The sequence below is a fragment of the Metabacillus malikii genome (genome assembly GCF_030813355.1).
Classification (GTDB): Bacteria; Bacillota; Bacilli; order Bacillales; family Bacillaceae; genus Metabacillus; species Metabacillus malikii.
This window is the reverse complement of record NZ_JAUSUD010000019.1, coordinates 73,992-99,163: the sequence shown is the minus strand read 5'-3', so window position 1 is coordinate 99,163 and position 25,172 is coordinate 73,992. Positions and strand designations below refer to the sequence as shown.

The 25,172-nt window shown below is 36.3% G+C and carries 27 protein-coding genes and 1 riboswitch; of the genes, 8 read left to right on the top strand and 19 right to left on the bottom strand.

What is annotated here, in order from left to right:
- Nucleotides 1–249: 249 nt before the first annotated feature.
- Both fabF and J2S19_RS16820 read right to left on the bottom strand, forming a co-directional pair.
- Entirely contained in the window at nucleotides 250–1,488 is a 1,239-nt protein-coding gene (gene fabF / locus J2S19_RS16825) for a beta-ketoacyl-ACP synthase II (RefSeq protein WP_307344301.1), read from the bottom strand.
- Nucleotides 1,489–1,596: 108 nt separating this feature from the next.
- The gene (locus J2S19_RS16820; RefSeq protein WP_307344300.1) at nucleotides 1,597–2,529 is read right to left on the bottom strand and encodes a beta-ketoacyl-ACP synthase III; all 933 of its coding nucleotides are present in this window, start codon (nucleotides 2,527–2,529) and stop codon (nucleotides 1,597–1,599) included.
- A gap of 329 nt (nucleotides 2,530–2,858) precedes the next feature.
- Between J2S19_RS16820 and J2S19_RS16815 the strand changes: the two genes are divergently transcribed.
- Entirely contained in the window at nucleotides 2,859–3,122 is a 264-nt protein-coding gene (locus tag J2S19_RS16815; protein WP_307344299.1) for a hypothetical protein, read from the top strand.
- A 241-nt stretch (nucleotides 3,123–3,363) separates the two neighbouring features.
- Here the strand turns inward: J2S19_RS16815 and J2S19_RS16810 are convergent, their stop codons facing one another.
- The 4 genes from J2S19_RS16810 to J2S19_RS16795 all read right to left on the bottom strand — a co-directional run bounded on the left by J2S19_RS16810 (nucleotide 3,364) and on the right by J2S19_RS16795 (nucleotide 6,308).
- Nucleotides 3,364–3,546, bottom strand: coding sequence for a ComZ family protein (locus tag J2S19_RS16810; RefSeq protein ID WP_307344298.1), 183 nt, complete (start codon nucleotides 3,544–3,546; stop codon nucleotides 3,364–3,366).
- A gap of 74 nt (nucleotides 3,547–3,620) precedes the next feature.
- Entirely contained in the window at nucleotides 3,621–4,571 is a 951-nt protein-coding gene (locus J2S19_RS16805; protein WP_307344297.1) for a BMP family ABC transporter substrate-binding protein, read from the bottom strand.
- 72 nt (nucleotides 4,572–4,643) lie between these two features.
- Complete coding sequence (locus J2S19_RS16800; RefSeq protein ID WP_307344296.1) at nucleotides 4,644–5,402, bottom strand: hypothetical protein; 759 nt, start codon at nucleotides 5,400–5,402, stop codon at nucleotides 4,644–4,646.
- Between the two features lie 174 nt (nucleotides 5,403–5,576).
- On the bottom strand, nucleotides 5,577–6,308 hold the full coding sequence (locus tag J2S19_RS16795) for an alpha/beta hydrolase family protein (protein WP_307344295.1): 732 nt from the start codon (nucleotides 6,306–6,308) through the stop codon (nucleotides 5,577–5,579).
- A gap of 330 nt (nucleotides 6,309–6,638) precedes the next feature.
- Here J2S19_RS16795 and J2S19_RS16790 point away from each other — a divergent pair, with 330 nt between their 5' ends.
- Nucleotides 6,639–6,830, top strand: a complete 192-nt coding sequence (locus J2S19_RS16790; protein WP_307344294.1) for a YjzD family protein — start codon at nucleotides 6,639–6,641, stop codon at nucleotides 6,828–6,830.
- A gap of 138 nt (nucleotides 6,831–6,968) precedes the next feature.
- Here the strand turns inward: J2S19_RS16790 and J2S19_RS16785 are convergent, their stop codons facing one another.
- The 10 genes from J2S19_RS16785 to J2S19_RS16740 all read right to left on the bottom strand — a co-directional run bounded on the left by J2S19_RS16785 (nucleotide 6,969) and on the right by J2S19_RS16740 (nucleotide 18,771).
- The gene (locus tag J2S19_RS16785; RefSeq protein WP_307344293.1) at nucleotides 6,969–7,166 is read right to left on the bottom strand and encodes a YjzC family protein; all 198 of its coding nucleotides are present in this window, start codon (nucleotides 7,164–7,166) and stop codon (nucleotides 6,969–6,971) included.
- A gap of 198 nt (nucleotides 7,167–7,364) precedes the next feature.
- Nucleotides 7,365–8,309, bottom strand: coding sequence for an ornithine carbamoyltransferase (gene argF, locus J2S19_RS16780; protein WP_307344306.1), 945 nt, complete (start codon nucleotides 8,307–8,309; stop codon nucleotides 7,365–7,367).
- A 242-nt stretch (nucleotides 8,310–8,551) separates the two neighbouring features.
- Nucleotides 8,552–11,635 (bottom strand): carbamoyl-phosphate synthase (glutamine-hydrolyzing) large subunit, encoded by a 3,084-nt coding sequence (carB, locus tag J2S19_RS16775; RefSeq protein WP_307344292.1) that lies wholly within the window; start codon nucleotides 11,633–11,635, stop codon nucleotides 8,552–8,554.
- Nucleotides 11,628–12,701, bottom strand: a complete 1,074-nt coding sequence (locus J2S19_RS16770; protein ID WP_307344291.1) for a carbamoyl phosphate synthase small subunit — start codon at nucleotides 12,699–12,701, stop codon at nucleotides 11,628–11,630. The genes carB and J2S19_RS16770 overlap by 8 nt, the downstream gene beginning before the upstream one ends.
- A 133-nt stretch (nucleotides 12,702–12,834) precedes the next feature.
- Nucleotides 12,835–13,992: an acetylornithine transaminase gene (argD, locus tag J2S19_RS16765; RefSeq protein ID WP_307344290.1), complete on the bottom strand. Its 1,158-nt coding sequence runs from the start codon at nucleotides 13,990–13,992 to the stop codon at nucleotides 12,835–12,837.
- A complete protein-coding gene (argB, locus tag J2S19_RS16760; protein ID WP_307344289.1) occupies nucleotides 13,989–14,771 on the bottom strand; it encodes an acetylglutamate kinase in 783 nt (260 codons plus the stop codon). The genes argD and argB overlap by 4 nt, the downstream gene beginning before the upstream one ends.
- 10 nt (nucleotides 14,772–14,781) lie before the next feature.
- A complete protein-coding gene (gene argJ / locus J2S19_RS16755; protein ID WP_307344288.1) occupies nucleotides 14,782–16,014 on the bottom strand; it encodes a bifunctional ornithine acetyltransferase/N-acetylglutamate synthase in 1,233 nt (410 codons plus the stop codon).
- A 23-nt stretch (nucleotides 16,015–16,037) separates the two neighbouring features.
- The gene (argC, locus tag J2S19_RS16750) at nucleotides 16,038–17,075 is read right to left on the bottom strand and encodes an N-acetyl-gamma-glutamyl-phosphate reductase (protein ID WP_307344287.1); all 1,038 of its coding nucleotides are present in this window, start codon (nucleotides 17,073–17,075) and stop codon (nucleotides 16,038–16,040) included.
- Between the two features lie 497 nt (nucleotides 17,076–17,572).
- A complete protein-coding gene (locus J2S19_RS16745; protein WP_307344286.1) occupies nucleotides 17,573–17,881 on the bottom strand; it encodes a metal-sulfur cluster assembly factor in 309 nt (102 codons plus the stop codon).
- Nucleotides 17,882–18,000: 119 nt separating this feature from the next.
- Entirely contained in the window at nucleotides 18,001–18,771 is a 771-nt protein-coding gene (locus J2S19_RS16740; protein ID WP_307344285.1) for a prolyl oligopeptidase family serine peptidase, read from the bottom strand.
- A 292-nt stretch (nucleotides 18,772–19,063) separates the two neighbouring features.
- Between J2S19_RS16740 and J2S19_RS16735 the strand changes: the two genes are divergently transcribed.
- From J2S19_RS16735 to J2S19_RS16725, 3 genes are all read left to right on the top strand, one after another.
- Complete coding sequence (locus J2S19_RS16735; RefSeq protein WP_307344284.1) at nucleotides 19,064–19,876, top strand: Cof-type HAD-IIB family hydrolase; 813 nt, start codon at nucleotides 19,064–19,066, stop codon at nucleotides 19,874–19,876.
- Between the two features lie 119 nt (nucleotides 19,877–19,995).
- A complete protein-coding gene (locus tag J2S19_RS16730; protein ID WP_307344283.1) occupies nucleotides 19,996–20,148 on the top strand; it encodes a hypothetical protein in 153 nt (50 codons plus the stop codon).
- A 1-nt stretch (nucleotide 20,149) separates the two neighbouring features.
- On the top strand, nucleotides 20,150–20,347 hold the full coding sequence (locus J2S19_RS16725) for a DUF3813 domain-containing protein (protein ID WP_307344282.1): 198 nt from the start codon (nucleotides 20,150–20,152) through the stop codon (nucleotides 20,345–20,347).
- A 65-nt stretch (nucleotides 20,348–20,412) separates the two neighbouring features.
- Here J2S19_RS16725 and J2S19_RS16720 read toward each other — a convergent pair whose 3' ends face one another.
- On the bottom strand, nucleotides 20,413–20,862 hold the full coding sequence (locus J2S19_RS16720; RefSeq protein WP_307344281.1) for a BsuPI-related putative proteinase inhibitor: 450 nt from the start codon (nucleotides 20,860–20,862) through the stop codon (nucleotides 20,413–20,415).
- Between the two features lie 12 nt (nucleotides 20,863–20,874).
- Nucleotides 20,875–21,717 carry a YitT family protein gene (locus J2S19_RS16715; RefSeq protein ID WP_307344280.1) on the bottom strand — a complete coding sequence of 281 codons (843 nt, stop codon included), beginning with the start codon at nucleotides 21,715–21,717 and terminating at the stop codon, nucleotides 20,875–20,877.
- 257 nt (nucleotides 21,718–21,974) lie between these two features.
- Here J2S19_RS16715 and J2S19_RS16710 point away from each other — a divergent pair, with 257 nt between their 5' ends.
- Both J2S19_RS16710 and J2S19_RS16705 read left to right on the top strand, forming a co-directional pair.
- On the top strand, nucleotides 21,975–22,832 hold the full coding sequence (locus J2S19_RS16710) for a DegV family protein (RefSeq protein WP_307344279.1): 858 nt from the start codon (nucleotides 21,975–21,977) through the stop codon (nucleotides 22,830–22,832).
- A 65-nt stretch (nucleotides 22,833–22,897) separates the two neighbouring features.
- Nucleotides 22,898–23,029: a DUF3941 domain-containing protein gene (locus J2S19_RS16705; protein ID WP_307344278.1), complete on the top strand. Its 132-nt coding sequence runs from the start codon at nucleotides 22,898–22,900 to the stop codon at nucleotides 23,027–23,029.
- Between the two features lie 171 nt (nucleotides 23,030–23,200).
- Here the strand turns inward: J2S19_RS16705 and J2S19_RS16700 are convergent, their stop codons facing one another.
- Nucleotides 23,201–24,052 carry a CvfB family protein gene (locus J2S19_RS16700; RefSeq protein ID WP_307344305.1) on the bottom strand — a complete coding sequence of 284 codons (852 nt, stop codon included), beginning with the start codon at nucleotides 24,050–24,052 and terminating at the stop codon, nucleotides 23,201–23,203.
- 209 nt (nucleotides 24,053–24,261) lie between these two features.
- Between J2S19_RS16700 and J2S19_RS16695 the strand changes: the two genes are divergently transcribed.
- A complete protein-coding gene (locus tag J2S19_RS16695) occupies nucleotides 24,262–24,753 on the top strand; it encodes a YajQ family cyclic di-GMP-binding protein (protein ID WP_307344277.1) in 492 nt (163 codons plus the stop codon).
- Nucleotides 24,754–24,939: 186 nt separating this feature from the next.
- Nucleotides 24,940–25,072: riboswitch (SAM riboswitch) on the top strand.
- Nucleotides 25,073–25,172 lie beyond the last annotated feature (100 nt).

Genomic DNA, 25,172 nt, shown 5'->3' with positions numbered 1-25,172 from the left:
ATTATTTTTGGTCTTCATACCTGCCATGAAGAACATTTCTTTCCTCTTCAACATTATTTTTGGTCTTCATACCTGCCATGAAGAACATTTCTTTCCTCTTCAACATTATTTTTGGTCTTCATACCTGCCATGAAGAACATTTCTTTCCTCTTCAACATTATTTTTGGTCTTCATACCTATCCCAACCAATATATCGAACATCCAAAAATACGAAAGACATGAATACTAAGTATCCATGTCTCAACTGCATTACTTATATTTTTTAAAGATGATTGTTGCGTTGTGGCCACCGAATCCTAGTGAGTTACTTAATACGGCATTTACTTCTTGTGTTCTTGCTTGATTCGGCACATAGTCTAAATCACAATCTTCATCAGGTGTTTGGTAATTGATTGTTGGTGGGATTATACCTTCTTTAATAGCTAATATACTGAATATTGCTTCAACCCCACCTGCGGCACCTAATAGATGGCCTGTCATTGATTTTGTTGAACTGATTGCTAATTTATAAGCATGCTCCCCGAATACCTCTTTAATTGCTGCAGTTTCAAATTTATCGTTGTAAGGAGTGCTCGTACCATGTGCATTAATGTAATCGATATCTGTTGCTTGTAGCCCGCTGCCCTCAATCGCCATTCTCATCGCTCGAGCACCACCCTCACCATTTGGAGATGGTGCAGTTATATGGTATGCATCACCTGTAGCACCGTAACCGACGATTTCAGCATAAATTGTTGCGCCTCGTGCCAATGCATGCTCTAATTCTTCAAGGACGATAATTCCTGCCCCTTCTCCCATAACAAAACCATCACGGTCTTTATCAAATGGTCGACTAGCTGTAGTAGGATCTGGATTTGTTGATAGTGCTTTATTTGCTGTAAATCCAGCAAATGACATCTCAGTAAGTGGTGCCTCTGCTCCACCTGTAACCATTACATCTGCTTCACCACGTTCAATGACACGGAAAGCATCACCAATTGAATTTGTACCAGTTGCACAAGCTGTTACTGTACAAGAGTTAAAGCCTTTTGCTCCAAGGGCGATTGAAACTTGCCCTGTTGCCATATCAGGAATAAGCATCGGAACGAAAAATGGACTTACACGACGTGGTCCTTTATCTAGTAGCGTTTTGTATTGTTGTTCGAAGGTTTCCATTCCACCGATACCTGATCCAATCCATACGCCTACACGCGGTGCAATATCGTCAGTAATCTCAAGGTCCGAATCTTTAACAGCCATAAGAGCTGCGGCAACCGCATATTGTGTAAAACGGTCCATTTTTCTTGCATCTTTCTTATCCATGAACTGTTCAACATCAAAATCTTTTAATTCAGCTGCGACCTTTGCTTGGTAGTTTTCTGCGTTTATTCTTGTAATTGGGCCAACTCCAGAAACTCCATTTACTGCATTTGTCCAAGTTGTCTTAACATCGTTACCGATAGGTGTAACTGCCCCTAATCCTGTTACAACGACTCTCTTTTTTCCCATCTTTTGCACCTCACCTTTATTTAGATAAAGTATGAAAGAATTAATCATACTTTTTATCGTGCTAAGTACACTCTTACAGTCTATTTTCTTTTTTTCAACTATTCTAAATTAACGACCCCATCTTAGCGCAATCGCACCCCATGTCAAGCCGCCGCCAAAGCCGACCATAACGATTACATCACCGTCTTTGATTTTACCGGCTTCGAGCTCCTCTACTAGCGAAATTGGTATTGAAGCTGCTGATGTATTACCGTACTTATGAACTGTCTTAGACATTTTTTCAACTGGAAGCTTCAGCCGTTCTCTTGAAGATTCCATAATGCGAATATTTGCTTGGTGTGGGATTAGCATATCAACATCATCTGTGCTTAATCCTGCCTTTTTCAACACATTTTCACTTGATTCACCCATTTGTCTAACAGCAAACTTAAATACTTCACGGCCGTTCATGATGATGTATTCATCTTGATACAAGTGCTTCCCACCTGTACCATCAGCACCAAGTTCAAAGGATAATATACCTTTTCCTTCACTAACAGGTCCCATTACCGCCGCACCTGCACCATCTCCAAATAATACAGCTGTGTTACGGTCGTTCCAATCTGTAATTTTAGATAGCTTTTCGACACCTACTACTAAGACATATTTATATGTTTCAGATTCAATAAATTGTTTTGCTGTAATCATGCCATACATAAACCCTGCACATGCTGCACTGATGTCCATTGCTGCAGCCTTTGTTGCACCGAGTTTTTCTTGTAGGACACAGGCCATTGAAGGAAATGGGCTATCAGGTGTGACAGTTGCAACTAAGATTAAATCAATCTCATCAGGTGTAATCCCTGCATCTTTAATTGCTTTTTCTGCAGCCAATATTCCCATGTCTGACGTATCCATCGTATCGTCAGCAATTCTTCTTTCCTCAATTCCTGTTCTCGTACGAATCCATTCGTCAGAAGTGTCCATTCTTTTTTCTAAATCTGCATTTGTTACTATATTTTCTGGTGTATAACGACCTATTCCAATTATACCAGCACTCATATCTATACAACCCCTTCAATAATTAGGAAATGTTCCGTTAAAGGTTAATCCTTTATTTGGATTACTTTATACCAATCTTTATGACTTGGTACTAATTTTATCTTATTCAGTTTTTATTTTCAATGATAATCTTTGACCGTTTTCGTAACTTTATTTCATTACCGGTATAAAACAGTCACACCTTATACAATCTAGAACAAATTTACTCATCATACAGCATTAATAAGCTAACCAACTCCAATGTTTAATATGGTGATTGTCTAGAACAAGTTATTCAAACTTTCATAAGATGGTAGTAATTGAAAGATATTTCTTTGGAGGGAAGCATAATGGAGCATAACGAAGAACATGTTGAACAACAACAAGATGACTCGAAAGAAAATACTGGAGATTATTTTACTAATTTAATGTTTGGTAGTAAGCATACGACTAAAAATACAGAACCTGCTAGCAACACAATTGAACATCAAAGCGATATTGATTACTTTACAATCATGGAACAATTGAACGATATAATGAATTCAATTGATAATCTCAAACCTGTATTAAAAGAGTTTGAACCAATTGTGAATTTTTTCAAGAAAAAAATATAAGCTTTTCAAAAAGACTGTTCTCATAGACATTGTTGATTTTTACTTAGTTGGCGTTATTAGTTAGTCTCCTCTTGCAGCACTCGCTTTCCGCGGGATATCGAGCCTCATATCTCACACCAACCCTTGATAAGGTTTGTGCTATGACCTTCAAAAAAAGTGTCAGACCCCATAACACTATTAGTTAGAAGATATAATTATCTACTCTTGTTTGTTAATGAGGTCAGACACTTTTTAGTTATCTTTATTTTGCATCACTTTTCCCTAGCTCGTATGCTTCACCCATTACTTTAGTGAACAGTTCAAGCATCGGTTGAATCGTCTCCATTGATAATTCAATACCTGAACCTTCTAGCTTTTCCTTCGCTTCAGGTAAGTATTTCATTGCAATTTGCATGAATTCCATTGTTTTTGGATGTTGTTCCATTGTTACACCTCCAAATATTACTAGTCTTTCACTTGTATACTACATGGTCGGCAGGAAAGTAGTCAAATGACATATTATTGATTTGGCAATTTACCGGTTGTTTTATACTGCTCAATATGCTTATTAAGCGTTTTAATATAATCTTCATCTACAAGTGGGCTATACTCACCCATTGTTATTGCATCATCTTTAAAATCAAAATATAGCTCGCCGCTTTCCAGCTCTCCATTATTAAACCGTTCCGCAACTAGCTCGTACAAAACATCAATATGCTGTACCGTACTTGTTAAAACAGTTGCTTTACCTAAATCAGATTGGTCAGATACAAAACCAATTGCAAAGAGACCTGCTTCTTTAAGTCGTTCAATCACCGAAACATTATAGCCATCACCTGCAACATATACAACATCTACACCTTCTGCAAGCATCTCTTCAAGCATAGGTAGTGCGGCATCTGCATTATTCCAATCTTGTACATATTTTATGTCGACATGCACCGCTTCGTTTTCATAATAGGCACCTTCAAAAAATCCATCTACTTCAGGTTGCCATTCAAAAGCAGCTAATATGCCTACCTTCTCTGATTTCGTCATCTCACCTGCTACCATACCGCCAAAAAAGCCCATTGCATGTGATTCGAAATTTAAGCTTGTTACATTATCACCTTCGACATCGCCATTAAATACAACAAAATGAATATCTGGATAATCCGTTGCAATATGATTAAAAAATGATGTATATTCATTCCCATGTCCGAAAATGAGATTAACATCCTGCTGTTGAAACTCTTCTATAGCATCGCGAATCGTTACTTCATTTGAAATACCTTCTTTATAGAATACGTCAACATTAAACTGTGTTTGTATTTTTAGAAGGCCCTTATAACCATTCGTACCCCACACTTGATCATCGATCGTTTCCGGGACTAACAATCCTACCTTTTTAAGATTGCCTGATGCTGTAGGTTGTCCACAACCAAAAAGCAGAAGAAATATAATGAGAACAAAACAAAGCTTTTTGTACATGGCCAACCCCCCTCCCTAGTATTTTGTACTGATTTTATTTTAGCCCTACCTTCCTATATGTACAATAGTTATCTATTTTTTCAATGAAAGGATTTGTCGATAACTCTCGAAGTATTCCTCAACCTTCTTCTTTCCTTCAGTCAAATCGGTCAGATTTTCGACGTATATTGTTTCAATTACATCGTATAGAGGAAATTGTTTCATCTCTTCCAATTTATCATCAATAAGTTGTTCTGACTGCTTACTTGATAGAAAGATAACTTTTCCTGGAAACTGATTACCTTTTAAAAGTTGATAACATTCACGAACAGCATCCTCAATATATAGCATCGATTCGTCGTTACTATCGAGATATTGTTTAATATCGGGACTTGGTTGAAACGGGCCATATAACATTGGAAGTTTAATAATTGACCAGTTTCTATTACTAAGCAATAAATGCTTCTCAATTGCAAATGAATGCTTCATATGTATATCATTATTGCTAAAATTTGAAAAATAATATGCTGCTACATTCTTTGAATCAACTAGCTGCGCAGCCCTTTTACATAAATCCTTGTCAGTTTCAAGCACTGATAAATCATCACCATTTTCAGAGCAATAAATCAAATAATCAAACGAGTCATCTTCCGTTATTTCTTCGATGCAGGTAACTTTAAACAGTGCATTTCTGCCGACCATCATCAATCTTTCCTCTAAAAGCTTTCGTCGCCAATCGTCATTTGATTTTAATAGCACTGCATTGACATGAATTCCCTCTTCTGTTAAACGTTCACATAATGAAAACCCGATAAATGTTTGTGCCCCAAAAACCACCACTTCTTTAATCAAGTTGACCCTCCTCGTCACAAAAGACAGATATTGTATCGTATGCAATTTGGTATGTTAATATTAGTCTAATTCTAACAGTGGTGATAAAACCAACGTGACATTAAGGCTTTGCAGTGGGGTATTCTGGGGCATACTTTAAAAAGGGAAGACACTGTTTATCATTAATATTTAATGCTACAAAATTTTCTCATTTTCTTTAAAAAATTTAATGATGGATTGATTCAACCGATAAGGATTGTCGCCGATATGATAGATTAATTGGATTGGACTTCCTAGATTCTCTCTTAAACTCTCATATTTTTTACAATGGTCGTTAGCTGAATACACTGTGCTATTCATTCTTTGCCAAATACGAACAGGTAGTGTTGCAGTATGTTCGCTCATTGATGGTAATTTCATTGTTTGGACCTTCTTCGAATCTATATGATAAGCTTTGGCAATTTCTTGTACTAATTGTTTATAGAAAAATTTGTGTTCCTTTTCCTTTTCGAGATGGGCTTGGAGGTCAAGGCAAGGATTCATCATTGCCACAGAACGTATCTTTTCAGGCATAACTTCCATTAATTGCAATGCAGTTAATGCACCCATTCCTTCGGCCAACAAATGAATTCTATGATTTAAAATTTCTTTTTTCATCATTAAATGATAAAGTTGCTTCGCCATCGAAACAGCATCAGGACTTCCCCAATTACAGCCATATAAATTTGATTGGAAAAGTGTATACCCATGATATTTTAAATCTTTCATCAATTGGTTTCTACCGTAGTGTTGTTGCCAAAAACTAGTTTGTTCCTCAACAAAACAAGACCTGTCACCGATAATAAAAATTCCAAACCCATTCGGCCTATATGGTAAATGGACGACATTCCATTCTGTTTCAAGTTGAAAAAAGCGTTCCGTAATCACTTGCCCACCACCTTTCTCTTCTTGACATATTTTTATGAGGAAAAAGGGTTGTGAAAACATTTTATTCTTTTTCCTATTATATAATGTATGATTTGGGTGTTAAAAAGAATAGGAGGCTATCACTACAATCGGAAAATTAGACTACTAACTAAAATAATTGGATGAACTTTATTTCGTTTATCTATTAGTTATCGCTTATGTACATTGTACATCAATAAATTGACAAGATTCGATAAGTTGTTTCTGAAGATTTTAAAAGTTTTCTTTTAAAAATTAAAAATTATGTGATAATATATACAAAGAACTCGTCTGAAAAATGGGGTGAATGAAATGCGTTTTATTATGACCTTCGTTTGGTGCTTTCTCTTAATACATATGGCTTCATATGTAGTCAATTCGATGACAGGTGGTCATTATGACTTTATGACTGCTTCAACTTTATCTGTCATTGCAATCGTTATCATATTCATTATTGCAGAAGTGATTCCTAGAAATCCAGCAGCAAGTGATAATCACCATTAATTTAAAACTATTTGCAATCAAAAAACCCTACTTAATGTAGGGTTTTTTGATGCCTTTACTTATTAAAAAAGCGTTGGCAAACCTTCAAGTGTTGCTCAATACTGTTTTCCACTTATCACGATTTATTATCAGCTACAATTAATCGTAGCTTCTGCCAATTGTTTTGTTTTTGTAAGTCCATTGACGATTTTGATTTGCTGTTTCTGGAAAACGATCTCCTGCTCTTAATTTGACTTGACCAGGGTTCGTTACGTTAGACCCAGTTTCGCCGATTTCAACATATACCCCGTTGTTTGGAGCCTTTTGACCTGCTCTAAATCGATGTTGCTGACCCATTTTTCATTCCCCCTTTCATCGTCATCAATAGTATGTGTCTATCGAATTTATTTCATGAGTGGACTTACAAATCTTTATAGATCTGCTGTAGTAATGTGGTAAATTCCAAATCAATTTTTTCTGATATCACTTATTCATTTTACTGAAACTAAAATAAGGCAGAATCGTTTATTGATTCTGCCAACTCATTTCATATAATTATGCCAATAATTCTTTTAATAAAACCTTCTGAACATGAAGACGATTTTCCGCCTGTTCAAATACAGCTGAATGTTCACCGTCAATAATTGATGCTGTTACTTCCTCTTCCCGATGAGCTGGTAAGCAATGTAGGAACATATAATCATCCTTTGCATGACCCACTAGTTCGTCGTTTACTTGGTAGCCTTTAAAAGCAAGCAGACGCTCATTCTGTTCACTTTCTTGGCCCATACTAGCCCATACATCAGTGTAAATAACATCTGCATCTTTTACAGCAGCTACTGGATTATCTGTAATTGTCATCGTAGCGCCGGTTTGTTTTGAAATTTCTAATGCTTTATCAACAACTGCTTGATCAGGCTCATAGCCTTGTGGACAGCCAATTGAGAAATCCATGCCTACTTTCGCAGCGGCAATCATTAACGAGTGTGCAACATTATTTCCATCACCTAAATAAGCCATTTTAATTCCTTCAAACTTTCCTTTAATTCGGTATACCGTTTTTAAATCTGCTAACGCTTGGCAAGGGTGGAATAAATCTGTCAACCCATTTATTACAGGGATACTAGCGTGCTTTGCAAGTTCTTCGAGTTTATCATGACCAAAGGTACGAATCATAATGCCATCTACATAACCTGATAAGACTTTCGCTGTATCAGATACAGGCTCTCCTCTGCCAAGCTGAATATCTTGACTACTTAAAAACAACGCATGTCCACCGAGATGGAGCATACCTGTTTCAAACGATACACGCGTTCTTGTTGATGATTTTTCAAATATCATCGCCAATGTTTTTCCTTTTAGGATTGGCTGAATCGGGTTTTCCTCAAGCTTAAAAGCCTCATCAATAATATATAAAATTTCTTCTTTACTATAGTCTAACAACGTTAAAAAATCTCGTTTATGATTAGGATTTACATCCTTTTTTAAAAGACTCATCATTTCACTTCCTATTAATTGTATTTCTTTTCCTACCATGTTAAAACGTTTCAATTATTTGCTATCGTTCCGCTTAAATATGTAAAAACATACCAACCTAATTATTATAATACCTTTTAGCTTAACAATCATCTTTTTTATGCCGAGATGGACCTTCGACAACCTCTCGTTCATTTACTTCTATATACAAAGCTGAGGGATTCTGGTCGTTTTGTCAACGCCAGTACTCCCTCTTGTTTCTTACATTATACCTTCACTTTGTTAGTTAACTGTTGCATTGATAATATTTCTTTATCTTCTGCTGAGAAAGATTGGAGGCTAGCATAATAAGTTGAAAGGTTTGTGAATAAAACCATTCCTTTTTCTAATGCTAAGGTACGGTTTTGCTTTGCTTCATCTGTATCTAGTAATGATACAAAGATACCTTTTTTCCCTTCAACCCATTCTTCAAAACCGTTTACGACTGTTTGTAATCCAACTTTCTCCGTTTCTTTTTTTGCTTCCTCATCACCGATATCGAAGAATACAGTTTCAATTCCATTTAAATCGTTCGCAAAGATCTTTTTATAAACCGCATCAAGCGATTGTCCGACACACATACCTTCACCTGTTGCCTTCATTTCCGGTCCAAGTGTAATGTCAACATCGTGAAGAGCATGGCTTGAGAATACAGGATATTTGACTGCTACCCAATCATTCAAGTCAGGCGCATGAAGCGACAATTCACTTAATTTCTTTCCACATAATAAGTATGTTGCATGTTTGATAACAGGAATGCCAGTCACTTTACTAATAATTGGTGCAGTACGGCTTGCACGTGGATTTACTTCAAGAATATAAATATGATTATCGTTAATTAAGAATTGAATGTTCATAATTCCACGATAATTTAACTTTTTCACTAATAAGTTTGCATAGTTAGCAATAACCTGTTTGTTCTCGTCTGTAATGCTCTGAGCTGGCAAAATAGCTAAACTATCTCCTGAATGTACACCAGCAGGTTCTACATGTTCGATATAAGTTGGTATAAATGCATCCTTACCATCTGCTATTAAATCGATTTCACCTTCAAGCCCTTGCACAAACTGATCGATTAATACCGGGTAAATCATGTTCGTTGCATCCTCAAGTAATCCTTGTAATGCTTCTTCGTTTTGAACGACTACCATCCCTTTTCCACCAATTACATAAGATGGTCTAAGTAATATAGGGTAACCTATTTCATTTGCACCATTTATAGCTTCTTGCGCATTATTGGCCGTTAAGCCAACTGCATGCGGAATCGATAGCTCATCTAAAATTTGATAAAACTTGTCACGGTCCTCTAACCAATCCAATGTTTCAGTATCAGTGCCAAGTAGCTTTACACCTGCATGTTCTAACTGCTCCGCTAAGTTAATCGCTGTTTGACCACCATATTGGACAATAACAGCCTCAATCTTCTCAGACTCGACAATATTTAATACATGTTCAAGTGTAATTGGTTCAAAATATAATCGATCCGCTGTTTCGAAATCTGTACTTACTGTCTCCGGATTGTTATTAATCATAATTGCTTCATACCCTAAACTCTTTAACGCTTTTATGCCATGTACTGCACTATAATCAAATTCAATTCCTTGCCCGATTCGAATTGGTCCGGAACCGATAATTAATATTTTCTTTTTATCCGACAAAGCTGGCTGTTCATTTTCACCAAAATAGGTTGAATAGAAATAATTCGTCCGCGCTTCAAACTCTGCAGCACATGTATCAACATATTTATATGCTGCATGAATCGCAAAAGCTTTCCGTTTACTTCTCACATCTGCTTCAGGAATAGCTAACAATGAAGCAATTGTTCGATCTGAGAACCCTTTTTCCTTCACTTTTGACAGGAGCTCTCCATCTAGAGTTGTTAAATCATTTTTCTTCAGTTCATTTTCTAAATCGACGATTTTCTTAAAGCAAGACAAGAAGTAATAGTCCATCTTTGTAAGATTATGAATTTCTGTTAATGAATACTCACGTCGAATGAGTTCCATTACAGCGAAAAAGCGACGGTCGTCTGTTTTAACCATTAAAGAAATAAGTTCATCTGTTGAAATCTTTTCAAGCTCTGGTAATGATGTCCCGATATTATCTAACTCAAGTGAGTCACACGCCTTTTGAATCGCTGCTTCTAAATTACGTTCAATCGCCATTACTTCTCCAGTAGCCTTCATTTTCGTACCTAGCTTACGATCAGCCTTATTAAACTTATCGAAAGGCCATCTTGGGAACTTTACGACAACGTAATCTAAAGCAGGTTCAAAACTTGCATACGTACTCATTGTTAAAGGATTTTTCAGTTCATCTAATGTATAGCCGACTGCTAATTTTGCGGCGATTTTAGCAATTGGGTAACCCGTTGCCTTTGAAGCAAGTGCTGATGAGCGACTAACCCGTGGATTTACTTCTATGACATAATATTGCTTGCTTAACGGGTCAAGCGCAAGCTGAATATTACAGCCCCCGACAACACCTAGTGCAGAGACAATTTTAACTGCAGCTGTACGCAGCATATGGTAGTCCTGGTCTGTTAATGTTTGAGAAGGCGCTACAACAATCGAATCACCAGTATGAACACCAACAGGGTCAATGTTCTCCATATTACAAACCGCGATACACGTACCTTTATGGTCACGAATCATTTCATATTCGACCTCTTTAAAACCTGCAATGCTTTTTTCAATGAGACATTGTGTAATTGGACTTGCTTGTAGTCCGCTTTTCACCAGTTTAATAAATTCCTCTTTATTGCTTGCGATTCCCCCACCTTTACCTCCTAACGTATAGGCTGGACGAATAATGATTGGAAAACCTATTTTATTTGAAAATTCAATCGCTTCTTCTAACGTTGTTACAATAGCACTTTCAGGAATTGGTTCATTTAAGTCATACATTAATTGTCTGAATTCATTTCGGTCTTCACCTTTACGAATTGATTCGATAGAAGTACCGAGTAGGTTAACGTTATATTTTTCTAATATTCCTGCCTCATGTAACTCCATTGCAAGATTCAGACCTGTTTGGCCTCCTAATGATGCAAGTAAGCCGTCAGGTCGTTCTTTTTCAATAATTTTTGTTAAGCTTTCAATCGTTAATGGTTCAAAGTATAAAACATCAGAAAATTCTTCATCTGTCATAATCGTTGCTGGATTATTATTTACCAACACCACTTGGTACCCTTCTTCTTTTAAGGCCAAGCATCCTTGTGTTCCTGCATAGTCAAATTCCGCAGCCTGCCCGATAATAATTGGGCCAGAACCGATTACAACGATTTTTTTAATTGATTTGTTTTTAGACATAAAGTATATCTCCTTTTGCAGCTGTGACTAAATCTAAAAATTCATCAAATATCCATTCACTATCTGTTGGTCCTGGATGTGCCTCTGGATGAAATTGTGCTGTTACAACTGGTAATGTTTGATGATGAAGGCCTTCTATTGACTCGTCATTTATGTTATAAAAACGAACAGAAAGCTCTGTATTTTTTAAGCTATCACCCATTACGACATAGCTATGATTCTGTGATGTCATAAACACTTGGTTCGTCTTTTTATCAAAAACCGGCTGGTTGGCACCACGATGACCAAAGAGGAGCTTCTTCGTTTCCGCACCAAATGATAATGCTGTCACTTGATGCCCTAAACAAATACCTAATGTCGGATAAGCAGATATGAGCTGTTTCAACTTCGGAAAATAGCTTGCTAGCTTTTTAGGGTCTCCTGGTCCATTAGATAGAAGAAGTCCATCTGGTTTTATTTCATTTACATGGTCCATCATTCGGAATGGAATTGTCGTCACTTTACAACCCCTATTAAGCAATGCTGTCAAAATTGATTTTTTAAATCCGAAGTCAATTAACGCAATATGAGTATTTCCTTCTTCTCCAAATGATTCAATCGTAGAAGAGGCAACTTCAAACACACCATTCTCATTTATTGCGCAAGGTTTTTCTTCAAGATTATCCTTAACAGAAATCGAAGCAGCCATTGAGCCGTGGTGTCGGATTTTTTTTACGATCGAACGTGTATCGACATGATAGATGAAAGGAATATTCCATTTTTCTAAATAATCTTTAAAACTATGCTGTGCTTCATAATGTGAATAATTCGATGTTGATTCATACATAATGACAGCTTTCACTTGTGGTTTTTTACTTTCATCATCACTTAAATTTATGCCATAGTTCCCAATTAGTGGGTAAGTGAAAACAACGATTTGATTTTTATATGAAGGGTCTGTTAATACTTCCTGGTACCCTGTCATTCCAGTGAAAAATACCACTTCACCATTTATATCTTCTTGCAAACTATTATCTAGTTCTCCTGCATATATTGAACCATCTTCTAAATGAAGATATCCTTTCATCTGCTTACACCTCGTTTGTCTAATGTCACTTGTCTATTTAGGTACGATACTAAATCGCCCTATTTTTATTGTATTGGATAAATATTAGATGTTGAGTATTTTTATTCAAAGTTTCGGAAAAAAAATGCTCATTTTATTGAGCAATTGTTGAATTAATTGAAGCAAACGTATTCGCAATAATACTAACTGCCTCATCAATCTCTTCGTTGGAAACTGTTAATGGCGGGATTAAACGAATCACATTTGGACCTGCTGAAATTGTAAGCAGCTTATTGTCTCGTAATTGATTAATAATTGTGCTCGTCTCCTCTTTACACTCAATACCAATTAACAGACCTTTGCCACGAATGGCTGTCACAAGTGAATGATTTCCGATCACTTCAGTTAATTTACTTACTAAATATTCACTTTTCTCTACTACCTCTGATAAAAACTGTTCTGCAAATATTTTTGATAGTACTGCTTTCGCAGAAGCCATCGCAATTGGGTTACCTCCAAATGTTGAACCATGAGTACCTGCTTGGAACGTTTCGATTAATGGTGCTTTCCCAATCATTGCACCGATTGGCAGCCCATTCCCTAGCCCTTTAGCAGAGGTAATAATGTCCGGTGAGATTCCATAATGCTGATATGCAAATGGTTTTCCTGTTCTGCCGATTCCAGTTTGGACTTCATCGATAATTAACAATGCCCCAATTCGCTCACATGTTTCTGCTACCTTTTTAATAAATGCAGCTTCAGCAGGGATGACTCCGCCCTCGCCTTGGACAACCTCTAGCATGATTGCTGCAACATCATCGTCAAGTTCATCAAGACCATCCACTTCATTGTAAGGAAGATACATGAACGTTTCTAAAAGTGGTCCAAATCCTTGATGAATTTTTTCTTGACCTGTAGCAGACATCGTCGCAAACGTTCTACCGTGAAATGATTTTTGAAACGTCACAATTTTCGTTTTGCCTGTATGCTTTCTCGCTAGCTTTATTGCAGCTTCATTTGCTTCTGCACCACTGTTACAAAAGAATACAGCTTCACCATCACTATTTTCTACTAATAGCTGTGCAACTTCCTCCTGTATCGGCTGTTGAAACATATTTGAAACATGCCAATATTTATCTAATTGTTCTTTAACCGCATTCAACACATCTTCATTTGCATGACCTAAATTACAAACAGCAATTCCGGATACAAAATCTAAATAGTTTGTGTCATTTACATCTGTAATCCAAGAGCCCTTTGCTTCTTTGACTGTAACATTCCATCTAGCATAAGTAGGAAATAAATAACTCATGATGTTGAAACCTCCATTCCTTTGACAATTTTTGTTCCTGTAAAATGTCCATCTTCAATGATTGCTTTCTGCCCACTTGCAATAATAACTTCCTGGCAATTATCGGACAATGTTGCAAGTGCTGATTGCACTTTCGGAATCATTCCACCTGTTATGACTTCTGATTCAATTAGTGTATTAATTTCGGATGGTGTGATTTCCTCGATTAACTGTTTATTTCCATCAAGGATTCCAGGAACATCGGTTACGAAAATGAATTTTTCAGCGCTAACAGCGTTAGCAATCGCAGCTGCTGCTAAATCAGCATTTACATTTAACGTTTCATTCTCAACAGTTCGTGCAAGCGGAGCAACTACTGGTATATACCCATTATCCATTAACAATGAAACAACAGAAGTTTGCACAGATGTTACTTCACCAACTAACCCTAAATGCTCTTTATCTAAATAATTCGCTTTTAGAAGGCCACCGTCACTACCAGATAAACCAATAGCATCAAGACCCTTATCTTGAAGAACATTTGTTAACAGTTTATTAATTTTTCCTGCCAATACCATTTCGGCAACTTCTAATACATCTTCTGTCGTTTTACGTTGTCCTTTAAAAAACTCAGTTTCAATTTTTAAGGCCTTCAACATATTGGTTATATCAGGTCCACCACCATGGACGATCATAACATTCCAATTGTTGTTAATTAACGCTTTTAAGCTTTGAAAAAATGATTCAGACAATTGGTGTACGGTACTACCTCCGCATTTTAATACAACTGTTTTTGACATTTAAATCCCCTCATGTTCGATAGCTTGCATTTATTTTCACGTAGTCATAGGTTAAATCACAGCCCCATGCTTTACCTGCTTCTTCGCCAACACCTAAGTTCACTAAAATCTTCACTTGGTCTCTTTTTAAATATTCACTTGCAGTTTCCTCTGAAAAGGCTTGAGGACTGTTGTTTGTAAACAAGCATATGTCTTCTAAGTAGATATCAATTTTCTCAGGCTCGACTGCTGCTTCACTATAGCCGACAGCACAGATAATTCTTCCCCAGTTTGCATCAGCACCGTATACGGCTGTCTTCACTAAGCTTGAGCCGACAATCTTCTTCGCAACTACGTTCGCCTCTTGCTTCGTTTTAGCACCAGTAACCTCTACTTCAATAAGCTTAGTCGCTCCTTCACCATCTTTAGCAATTTGCTTCGCAAGCTCTTCACTAACCGCATTAAAGGCTGCTTTAAATTCTGGCCAGTTTGGATGACTTTCATTTAATGGCTCATTGCCTGCTTGCCCATTCGCCATAACGAGAACCATATCATTTGTTGATGTATCACCATCAACAGTAATTTGATTATATGTTTTATCAGTTGTTGCGCTGAGTAATGACTGTAACGATGCCGAATCAATCTTTGCATCTGTTGTAACAAACGCAAGCATTGTCGCCATATTTGGATGAATCATTCCCGACCCTTTAGCAGCGCCACCAATTGTTACCTTTTTATCATTAATGACTACTTCATAGCATGATGTTTTCATCACTAAATCAGTTGTTAAAATTGCTTGTTGGAAGTCTATCGCTGCCTCTTCATTTGTTTCAGGCTTTAATTGGTCTATTCCGTTGCGGATTTTATCCATTTTAAGAAACTCGCCGATGACACCAGTAGATGCCACAGCAACATGATGTTTTTCAATGTTAAATAAGTTTGCCGTTCTTTCTCTCATTTCAAATGCATCTTTTAATCCTTGTTCACCAGTACATGCATTTGCATTTGCACTATTTACAACGATAGCTTGCAATAGACCGGACTTAGCAATACTCTCTTGTGTTACCTTTAATGGCGCTGCTTGAAAGTGGCTTTGCGTATATACTGCAGCACAATTTGCCGGAACCTCACTATAAATGACACCTAAATCATTTTTTGAATATCTCAAGCCTGCGTGAACACCATCTGCTAAGAAGCCCTTTGGTGTTACGATCGATCCATTTTCAATTTTTGTTATCGCAGAGGTTTCTTTTATCTGTAACACTGCTTTTTCCTCCCCAGTTGTCATTATGGATAAATTGGTGCTGCTTGCAATCCAGTCGTCTCGTTAAATCCACACATAATGTTGAAATTTTGAACCGCTTGCCCTGCTGCACCTTTCATTAAATTATCAATTACCGAAACGATCGTTACTCTTCCTGTTCTTTCATCAACTTTCAAGCCGATATCACAAAAGTTAGAACCGTAAACTTCCTTCGTTGCTGGAAACTCATTTTCACGTCGAATTCGTACGAACGGTGAATCTTTGTAAAACTCTTTATATACTGTTAGTAATTGTTCTGTTGTATATGAATCTTCTAAACTACCATATATTGTTGCCATAATTCCTCGTGTCATTGGAATTAAATGAGATTGAAAAGAGATATATGATACCTTTTCATTCAACACTCGTAGCATTTGTTCTATTTCTGGTATATGTTGATGTTCATTCACTTTATAAATCCTCATATTGTCATTAACCTCAGGAAAGTGGAACGCTTGTGATGCATTACGACCTGCTCCAGATACTCCTGTCTTCGCGTCAACAATAATCGAGTTTTCATTCATAATCCCTTTTTGAACAACCGGAGCTAAACCTAAAAGCGTTGCTGTCGGGAAACACCCTGGGTTTGCAAGTAATCTCGCATCCTTGATTTGCTCTTTGTTCAATTCTGATAGGCCGTAAATTGCTTTTTCTAATACATCCTCTTCCACACAAGGACGTTTATACCATTTTTCGTATTCTTCACTGTTTTTCAGCCTTAAATCCCCTGACAAATCAATGATTTTTACATCCGATTCAATGAATTGTGGTGATAAGTTTTTAGACACACCAGGCGGAGTCGCTAAAAATAATACAGATACATTGTTTTTAATGTCTTCAACGTTAATGTCTTTTAAAATATGGTCACTTAAATGTGCTAGATGTGGAAACGAGCTAATATATGGGACATCCATTTCAGAAGATGAATACAATATACACTCATCGACATTTGGATGACTAGATAATATACGATACAGTTCAACTCCGCCGTAACCAGTTGCCCCGATAATTCCGACTTTCACCAAATCACCTTCTTATAATATGTTCGTTTTCTAAATTATTTCTCAATTATAAATATGTATAAAAATAAAATCAAGTGTATAAATAATATTTTTATTGATTTTTCTAAAAAATCTATGTTTGACAAGTGTTTGTTTATCTTTTTTTAGTTTACATTTTATTTATTAATATACATCCATTTGTATAAAGTGCTAGGTTACAACGGGTTTCCTCGAAAATTTTGGGTTAAGTGGAGATTAATGTAGAACTATGTGTTTGGTTTAGATATGTACATAAAGTTAAATCCAGGCTGGTTGCTACTGTTGCTTTTGACTTGATGAAGCGGGTTTCCATACGAAGTCACTACGGTTTACAGTTTCATACGCTTGATGAAGCGGGTTTCCTCATGATATCGCTACTGTTTCAGTCCTTCACCAGCTCACGAATAGCTATTTCCCATTCATTCGAAATAAAAAAGGTTTGACCAATACAGCGAATGTGTATTAATCAAACCTTTTCATTATCTTATCCCGAGAGCGATTTTAGCGTAACGAGACATTTTATCTTTCGTCCATGGTGGATTCCAAACAATATTCACTTCAACTTCTTTCACTTCAGGAATATCGTCTAATGCAAGCTTAACTTGTTCAACGATTGTTCCTGCAAGCGGGCATCCCATCGATGTTAATGTCATCGTTACTTCAGTAAGACCATTATCATCCATTGTTACATCATAAACTAGTCCGAGGTTCACGATATCAACGCCTAGCTCTGGGTCAACAACTGTTTCCAATGCTCCGTATATATTTTCCTTTAGTAATTCATCCATTGTATGAATCACTCCTTTCGTAGGTCACTCTAATTTAAGTATAGTAAAGACATGGATTAGATGAAAGTAATATGTTCTTATCATATGATACAATTCAAGTATCATACAATAGAATAAAATCATCTTAAGTAACGGTCAAACCAATTGACTAGTGCTTGTACACCCTCTTGAGAAACTTTATGATCAGCTTTAGCGTCTGCAATAAACTTTAATCGTTCAGGATGATCCGCATACATCGGGATAATTTCTTTATAAAATTGATATGTTGGACCGAATGGAACTACTTGGTCACGCTCACCATGCCAAAACAATAGTGGACGTTTTGCAAGCTTATCTTTATGTAAACTTAAGTCAAACTTTGCAAGCTTAGACTTTTGCGTTTCGATATCTTGCTCTGTCAGAGGTAACTTAACTCCATTTTGTTTTAATGCCTGTAGTTGACGTGTTAAGAAGGCTGTATAGCAAGGACTTCCCATAAGGCTAACGGCTGCTTTAATCCATTCATATTGCGTTAATGCACCTAAAGTCGTAATTCCTCCCATTGATGTACCGGCAACACCAATTTGCTCACTATTTATTAGATTATTCTCTTCAAAATAGTTTTTTATTATCTCTAACTCGTTAATTTCATTTATGACAATTTGCCAAAACTTTAAGCTTAAATCAGTAACTTCGTCAGTGTCACTTCTTTCACCATGAAAAAGTGCTTCTGGTAAAACGACCCGAAATCCTTTTTCAGCAAGAAAATAAGCATAATGTAAATTATTTTCCTTAGCACTTGTAAAACCATGTACAAATATAACAAAAGGGGTTTTTTTCTCTTTATATTCTTGATTGACAACATGTAATAATGGAATATTATCAATATGCAGCTTCTCAACTATAACCAACCTTAACGCGCCTCCAATCTATTATGAAACATATTCATTGTAACATGTAGACACATTGACTTGGAAATAAGATACACTATAAGGTAGGAAAGTAATTAGGTTATTTTTATGCGTTAACCCTATGCTAAATTGTGGAACGTCATAACAAAATTCGCGAGTGGATTACCATCTCGGCACACTTTTGCTTATAATCCCCGAATCCACAGAAAACTGTTACGTTTAATAGTATCAGACGCAAATAGACTTAATGAAAAATGACCAGGCTTCCTAAATAAGAATAAAAGGAGACATTATGAGTACAAACCCATTCTTAATCGCATTGGATTTAGACGGAACGTTATTAAAAGACGATAAAACAATCTCTTCTTATTCAAAAGAAATCATTGAAAAAGCAAAAGCTGCAGGACATATCGTATGTATTGCAACCGGCAGACCATTCCGTTCAAGTTCCCTTTACTATGATGAACTACAATTAACTAGTCCGATTATTAATTTTAACGGAGCCTATGTTCACCATCCTAAAGATGATTCGTGGGGGACGTACCACACTACACTCGAGTTAGACGTTGTGAAAGATATTATTGATGTGGCTGAGAAACATCAACTACACAATGTGTTAGCAGAAATTATTGATGATGTATATTTTCATTATCATGATGAGAAGTTATTGGACATTTTCAGTATGGGGAACCCAACCGTAAAAATTGGAGATTTAAGGGAAAATCTTCGCGATGATGTGACAAGCATCCTTATTCATGCTGCTGAGGAAGAAGTCGAGAAAATAAGAGAATACTTATCAGATGTACATGCAAACGTCGTCGACCATAGAAGATGGGCTGCTCCATGGCATGTGATTGAAATAATAAAAGCTGGAATGAATAAAGCTGTAGGCTTAAAAAAGGTCGCCGATTATTACAAAATACCTGCAGAACGCATAATTGCATTTGGAGATGAAGATAACGATCTTGAAATGCTTCAATTTGCCGGACACGGGATTGCGATGGGCAATGCAATCGATAAACTTAAAGCTGTTGCAAATAAAGAAACGTTAACAAATGAAGAGGATGGTATTGCATACTACTTGAAAAAAACTTTAGACCTTTAAACATTACATATTCTTAATGAAAATCAACATATTGCCAAACATATTCAGCCCCCTTCCGTACAAACTAGTTATGACGTATCTAAAACGTCACTTCACATTCGTTAAGGGGGGCTTTTTCAATGGGTAAACGAAACAAGTCGAAACGCTTTTTCCAACAAAGTAAAGATGTAGTTTCTAAGCACGATGAAAGGTTCCCTTACCATACGACATTGGCTGAAGCAGAAGAACGTCGTGCTAATCAATCAATAAGCTCTCAGGCAGGTGAAATCTAATATGGGTAATCCATTATTTCAACAGGCTAGAGAAATGGTTGCTTATGCACAATCAGTATCAAATGGAGAAATACAAGGTAATAAGCAAGAAGCCATATCAAAGGCAAAAAACGCACTATCATCTGCATATGCAAATAGCACAAATGCTGAACGTTCTCAGTTAAATGAATTTCAGCAAACAATTGAATCACTTTCTTAGATTTGATAGATAGTGCCTCAACAGGTCTGACCAGTTGAGGCACTATTTTTCTTCCACATTGATTATTAACGCTTTTTAATAACGAAGGATTTAGTATCAGAAAGTTCAATGTCCTTTGCTAGTATTGTTAAATCAACTGAATATTTTCCTTCACTTAAATGATGATTTGTCCACATTTCTTCCCATATAATTTCTTCTTCCGGTTGTATACTGACAGTATCAAGTACTTGAGCGAACATTTTACCGTCTGAATATTTGTAAACAACCTCGTTATTACTATTTTTAACTACAATTTCATACTTCTGACTTGAAGTGAACTCTAACTTTTGTTCTGCAGTTGATTGATTGGCAATTGTCATGATGAAGCGGATATTAGCATCGACTTGTTCTAAATTAATATTTGTGGATAACGTCATACCATCACGACTAGATTGAGCAGGAGTTTTAACCGCTCCACTAGAACAGCTAGTTAAAAGACATACCAATACGCAAATAATAATAATTTTACCTCTCATAAAACACTTCCTTTAATCCCTTCTAAAAAAGCCAAATATTCCTGTCGTTTGAATAATATTAGTAAATGCTTGTGGGTCTACTTCTTTAATTACTTTTTCTAAATCATACAATTCATAACGTGTAATCACAATCATTAACAAATCTTTTGATTCATTTGTAAAACCACCCTTTGCAGGCACGGTTGTAATCCCTCTAACAAGCCTTGAGTGAATTGCCTTCTTCAATTCATCTCCTTTTTTAGTTACGACCATAGCTGTTAGCTTTACATGACTCGTATGGATTGTATCGATTACTTTTGTTGTTGCATACAGTGTTACGAGTGTATATAATGCTTTTTCCCAGCCATATAATATGCCTGCTGTTAAAATAATGAAGGCATTTAAGATAAAAAAGTATGTTCCAACCGGCTTATCATTCATACGCGATAAAATCATCGCAACAATGTCTAATCCGCCTGTAGAGGCTCCAAATTTCAACGTCATCCCTACTCCTACAGCTGAAAGGACACCACCGAAGACCGCATTAAGCAATATATCTTCTGACAACGACATTAGTGGAATTATACCTAAAAATACCGTTGTCACCGCTACACTAAAAAAGCTATACACTGTAAAAGACTTGCCTACTTTTAACCACCCTAAAATCGCAACAGGAATGTTTAATAAAAACAGCAATATACCTGTAGACAGATAAAATGGCGTATATTGTTCAATCACACTAGATAGTAACTGCGACATACCTGTAAATCCACTAGCATATACATTTGCGGGTATTAGAAATAAGTTTAAGCCAATTGCATTTAGTAAGGCACCAATAATAACGACAATCACTTTTTTCACTTCTGTCTTTACCAATTAACACACTCCTTCCTACTATTATCTATTTACTCTATGTTGTTCCCTTTTTTTGCGGAATTGAATACAAAGATTGTAATTTAATCGGATCGTGATAAACTAAAACTAATAAATTCAAACTACTACATATCTTTATTAACAAAAATTGTGGAACAACCCTTTTATACACACAACGAACATGTGGATTCGTTAAACAAGCCTTGATTCCTTAACATGATAGTTATTTACAATATTAAATAAAAAACGAGGTGTCACGATTGAACGTAAAAATTATTGCTGATAGTGCTTGTGATTTGCCTTTATCATTTTTCGAAGAGCATTCAGTCTCATTCCTTCCTTTAAGTGTTGATATACACGGAAAGCAATTACAGGATCAAAAAGAAATTGAACCGAAGGAAATTTATGATGAAATGCGAAATGGCGTTATCGTCAAAACTTCACAAGTATCCCCACTTATGCTTAAAGATGTCTTTACAGAACATGCTAAAGAGGGAGTTCCTTGCCTATATGTAGCTTTTTCCTCAGAGCTGTCTGGAACTTATCAAACAGCTGAAATGGTTCGAAATGAAGTACTCGAAGAATTCCCACAATTTGAACTTGCCATTATTGATACGAAATGTGCCTCTCTCGGTCATGGACTTGCAGTAAAATATGCAGTCAAGCTCGCAAATGAAGACAAGTCACTTATAGAACTTGAGAAGGCAGTTAGAGAATATTGCCCAAAAATCGAACACATTTTCACTGTAGATAATTTAGAATATTTAGCACGAGGTGGAAGAATAAGCAAGGCATCTGCGTTCGTTGGCGGTCTTTTAAACATAAAACCGTTATTACATGTTGAGGATGGCAAATTAATCCCTCTTGAGAAATTGCGTGGCCGAAAGAAAGTATTTAAACGGATTATCGAATTAATGAAAGAACGTGGCAAAAATCTTCAAAATCAAACGATAGCGATTAGTCATGGTGATGATATAGATGCAGCTAATGAGATGAAAGCAATGATTGAAGAAGCATTTTCGCCAAAAGAAGTTTATATCAACTATGTAGGTGCTGTTGTTGGGGCACATGCTGGTCCTGGGACACTTGCTATTTTCTTCCTTAACGAAGACCAATAAATCATCACATACCTTTTTTACACAACGGGCATGATAAAACTATCACTGTTGAAAGGAGTTTTATCATGCCGCATACTAGTGATAATGATAAAAAAGCAAAAGATAATAATGCTAAACGCCATGAAAAAAATATGATACGTGAAAAAAATAGAAAAATGGGTAAACACCAGTACTCAAAGAAAACTGACCATTTATAAAAAAATGGAAGCACTTTGAACAGCACCACTAGTATAAGCGTCAAAAAAAGAGGACATTCTTGTCTTTAATTTTTTGTCACTTATGACCTCGAGGAGCTAGGCGCTGGACACTAAAACAGGGTACAAAAAAAGGGACAGTCCCTCATCTAAGGGGACTGTCCTTTTCGTATTTTATTGTTCCTTAAAATATGTCCACCCATTCTCTTGATATATTCTTCCTTGTTTCATAAGATGACCAAGTGCACGTTTAAAGGCTGCCTTACTTAAGTTAAAACGTTCTCTAATATCGTCAGGGTCACTTTTATCTGTAAATGGCATTGCACCGCCTCTTTCCTGCATATAGGCATACAATTTTTCTGCATCAGTACTTAATGCATCCTGTTTACGTGGTAGCAACGATACATTAACAGTACCATCCTCTTTTACGTCAATCACTCTTCCTGTTACCTTCTCACCTAGTCTAGGCTCGATAGTTCTTTGTGAGGAATGAATAAATCCTTTATATCCATCTTCAGTAATCATAAAAGAACCCGCGACAATCATTCGATAAATTGTTCCAGTTATTTCTTTGTTAAATAACGACCTGTCTGCCTCTTTCAGCATAGGTAGAATAATCTCTTCTGTAGCAAGCCTCGCAAAAAATTTACCATTACGCGAAACCTTTAACGTACAATAGAGCTTGTCCCCTCGCTCCGGCCAAACTTCTTTTAAAAACGGTAAGTGGTCTTTCGCAACAAGTGCATCCTTACTTAACCCGATATCAATGAATGCCCCCATGTCTTCAACAACATCAACAACCTCTACCCATCCATATGTATCTTCTGTAATGTAGGGCTTTTTCATTGTAGCGTATAATCGGTCTTGAGAATCCACACCGAAGAATACCTCGATTTCGTCTCCTACTGAAATCTCTCCAATTACTTCACTCTTATGGAGAAGCACTCTTTCATGCCCATCCGTTAAAAAGTAACCATAGTCAACCTGTTCATCTACTGTGACGTTTGCTTGTGTTCCTGGTACCATCATGTAAATCTATCCCTTCAACAGTAATGTCACACTTTTGTAACATCACATATCTTTTATAATCAATCAATTTTATTTGTATGCCCATGTTATTGACTAGCAAAAAAGCTTTAATTCCATCATGACATGCTTCAAATACGTTATTAGTTGTGATTATTGTTTTATTTTACTATAATCTAACCATATTATATACGGAATGGAGGATATTTATGGCGAAAGATAGCTCATTTGATATCGTATCAAAAATTGAATTGCCAGAAGTAACGAATGCGATAAACATTGCAATGAAAGAAATTTCTACCCGCTATGATTTTAAAGGAAGTAAAAGCAATATTTCATTAGAAAAGGAAGAGCTTGTATTAGTTTCTGATGATGAATATAAACTCGAACAGCTGAAAGATGTACTCATTTCAAAGTTAATTAAACGAAATGTTCCTATCAAAAACATTTCTTATAAAAAAATCGAAAATGCATCAGGTGGAACTGTACGTCAGCGTGCTGAATTAGTTTCTGGAATTGATAAAGAAAATGCTAAAACGATAAATACTCTCATTAAAAATAGTGGCTTAAAAGTAAAATCGCAAATACAAGATGATCAAATTCGTGTAACAGGTAAAAACAGAGATGATCTCCAACAAATTATCGCCGCGATAAAGGCAGCAGATTTACCAATTGATGTTCAATTTATAAATTATCGTTAAGTACAATAAAGGGTCAGTCCCCCCGGGGTCAGACCCTTTTTAATGTTTGTCTACTTTTTCTACCACCTTTTCCATCTAAACCAATAGGAATTTATTTATTTTTAATTTACTATTGATATTTTTCGCAATATTAGATAAATTAGTTGTAACACTTTTTAAACAATTAAAATAAATACCTAATTTCATATCTTATCAAGAGAAGCCGAGGGACTGGCCCAATGAAGCTTCAGCAACCGGTCAATAACGGAATTCCACACTTTCCATTTGCCAAGGTGCTAATTCCAGCTAAGCATGAAAATTGATGCTTGAAAGATAAGGAGAAGCTTTGTAAAATCTAGCCTTCTGCTTAAGAAGGCTTTTTTGTTTAAGGTAAGTCAGATAGATAATCAGACTGACTATAGAATAAGAAACATTGTCTG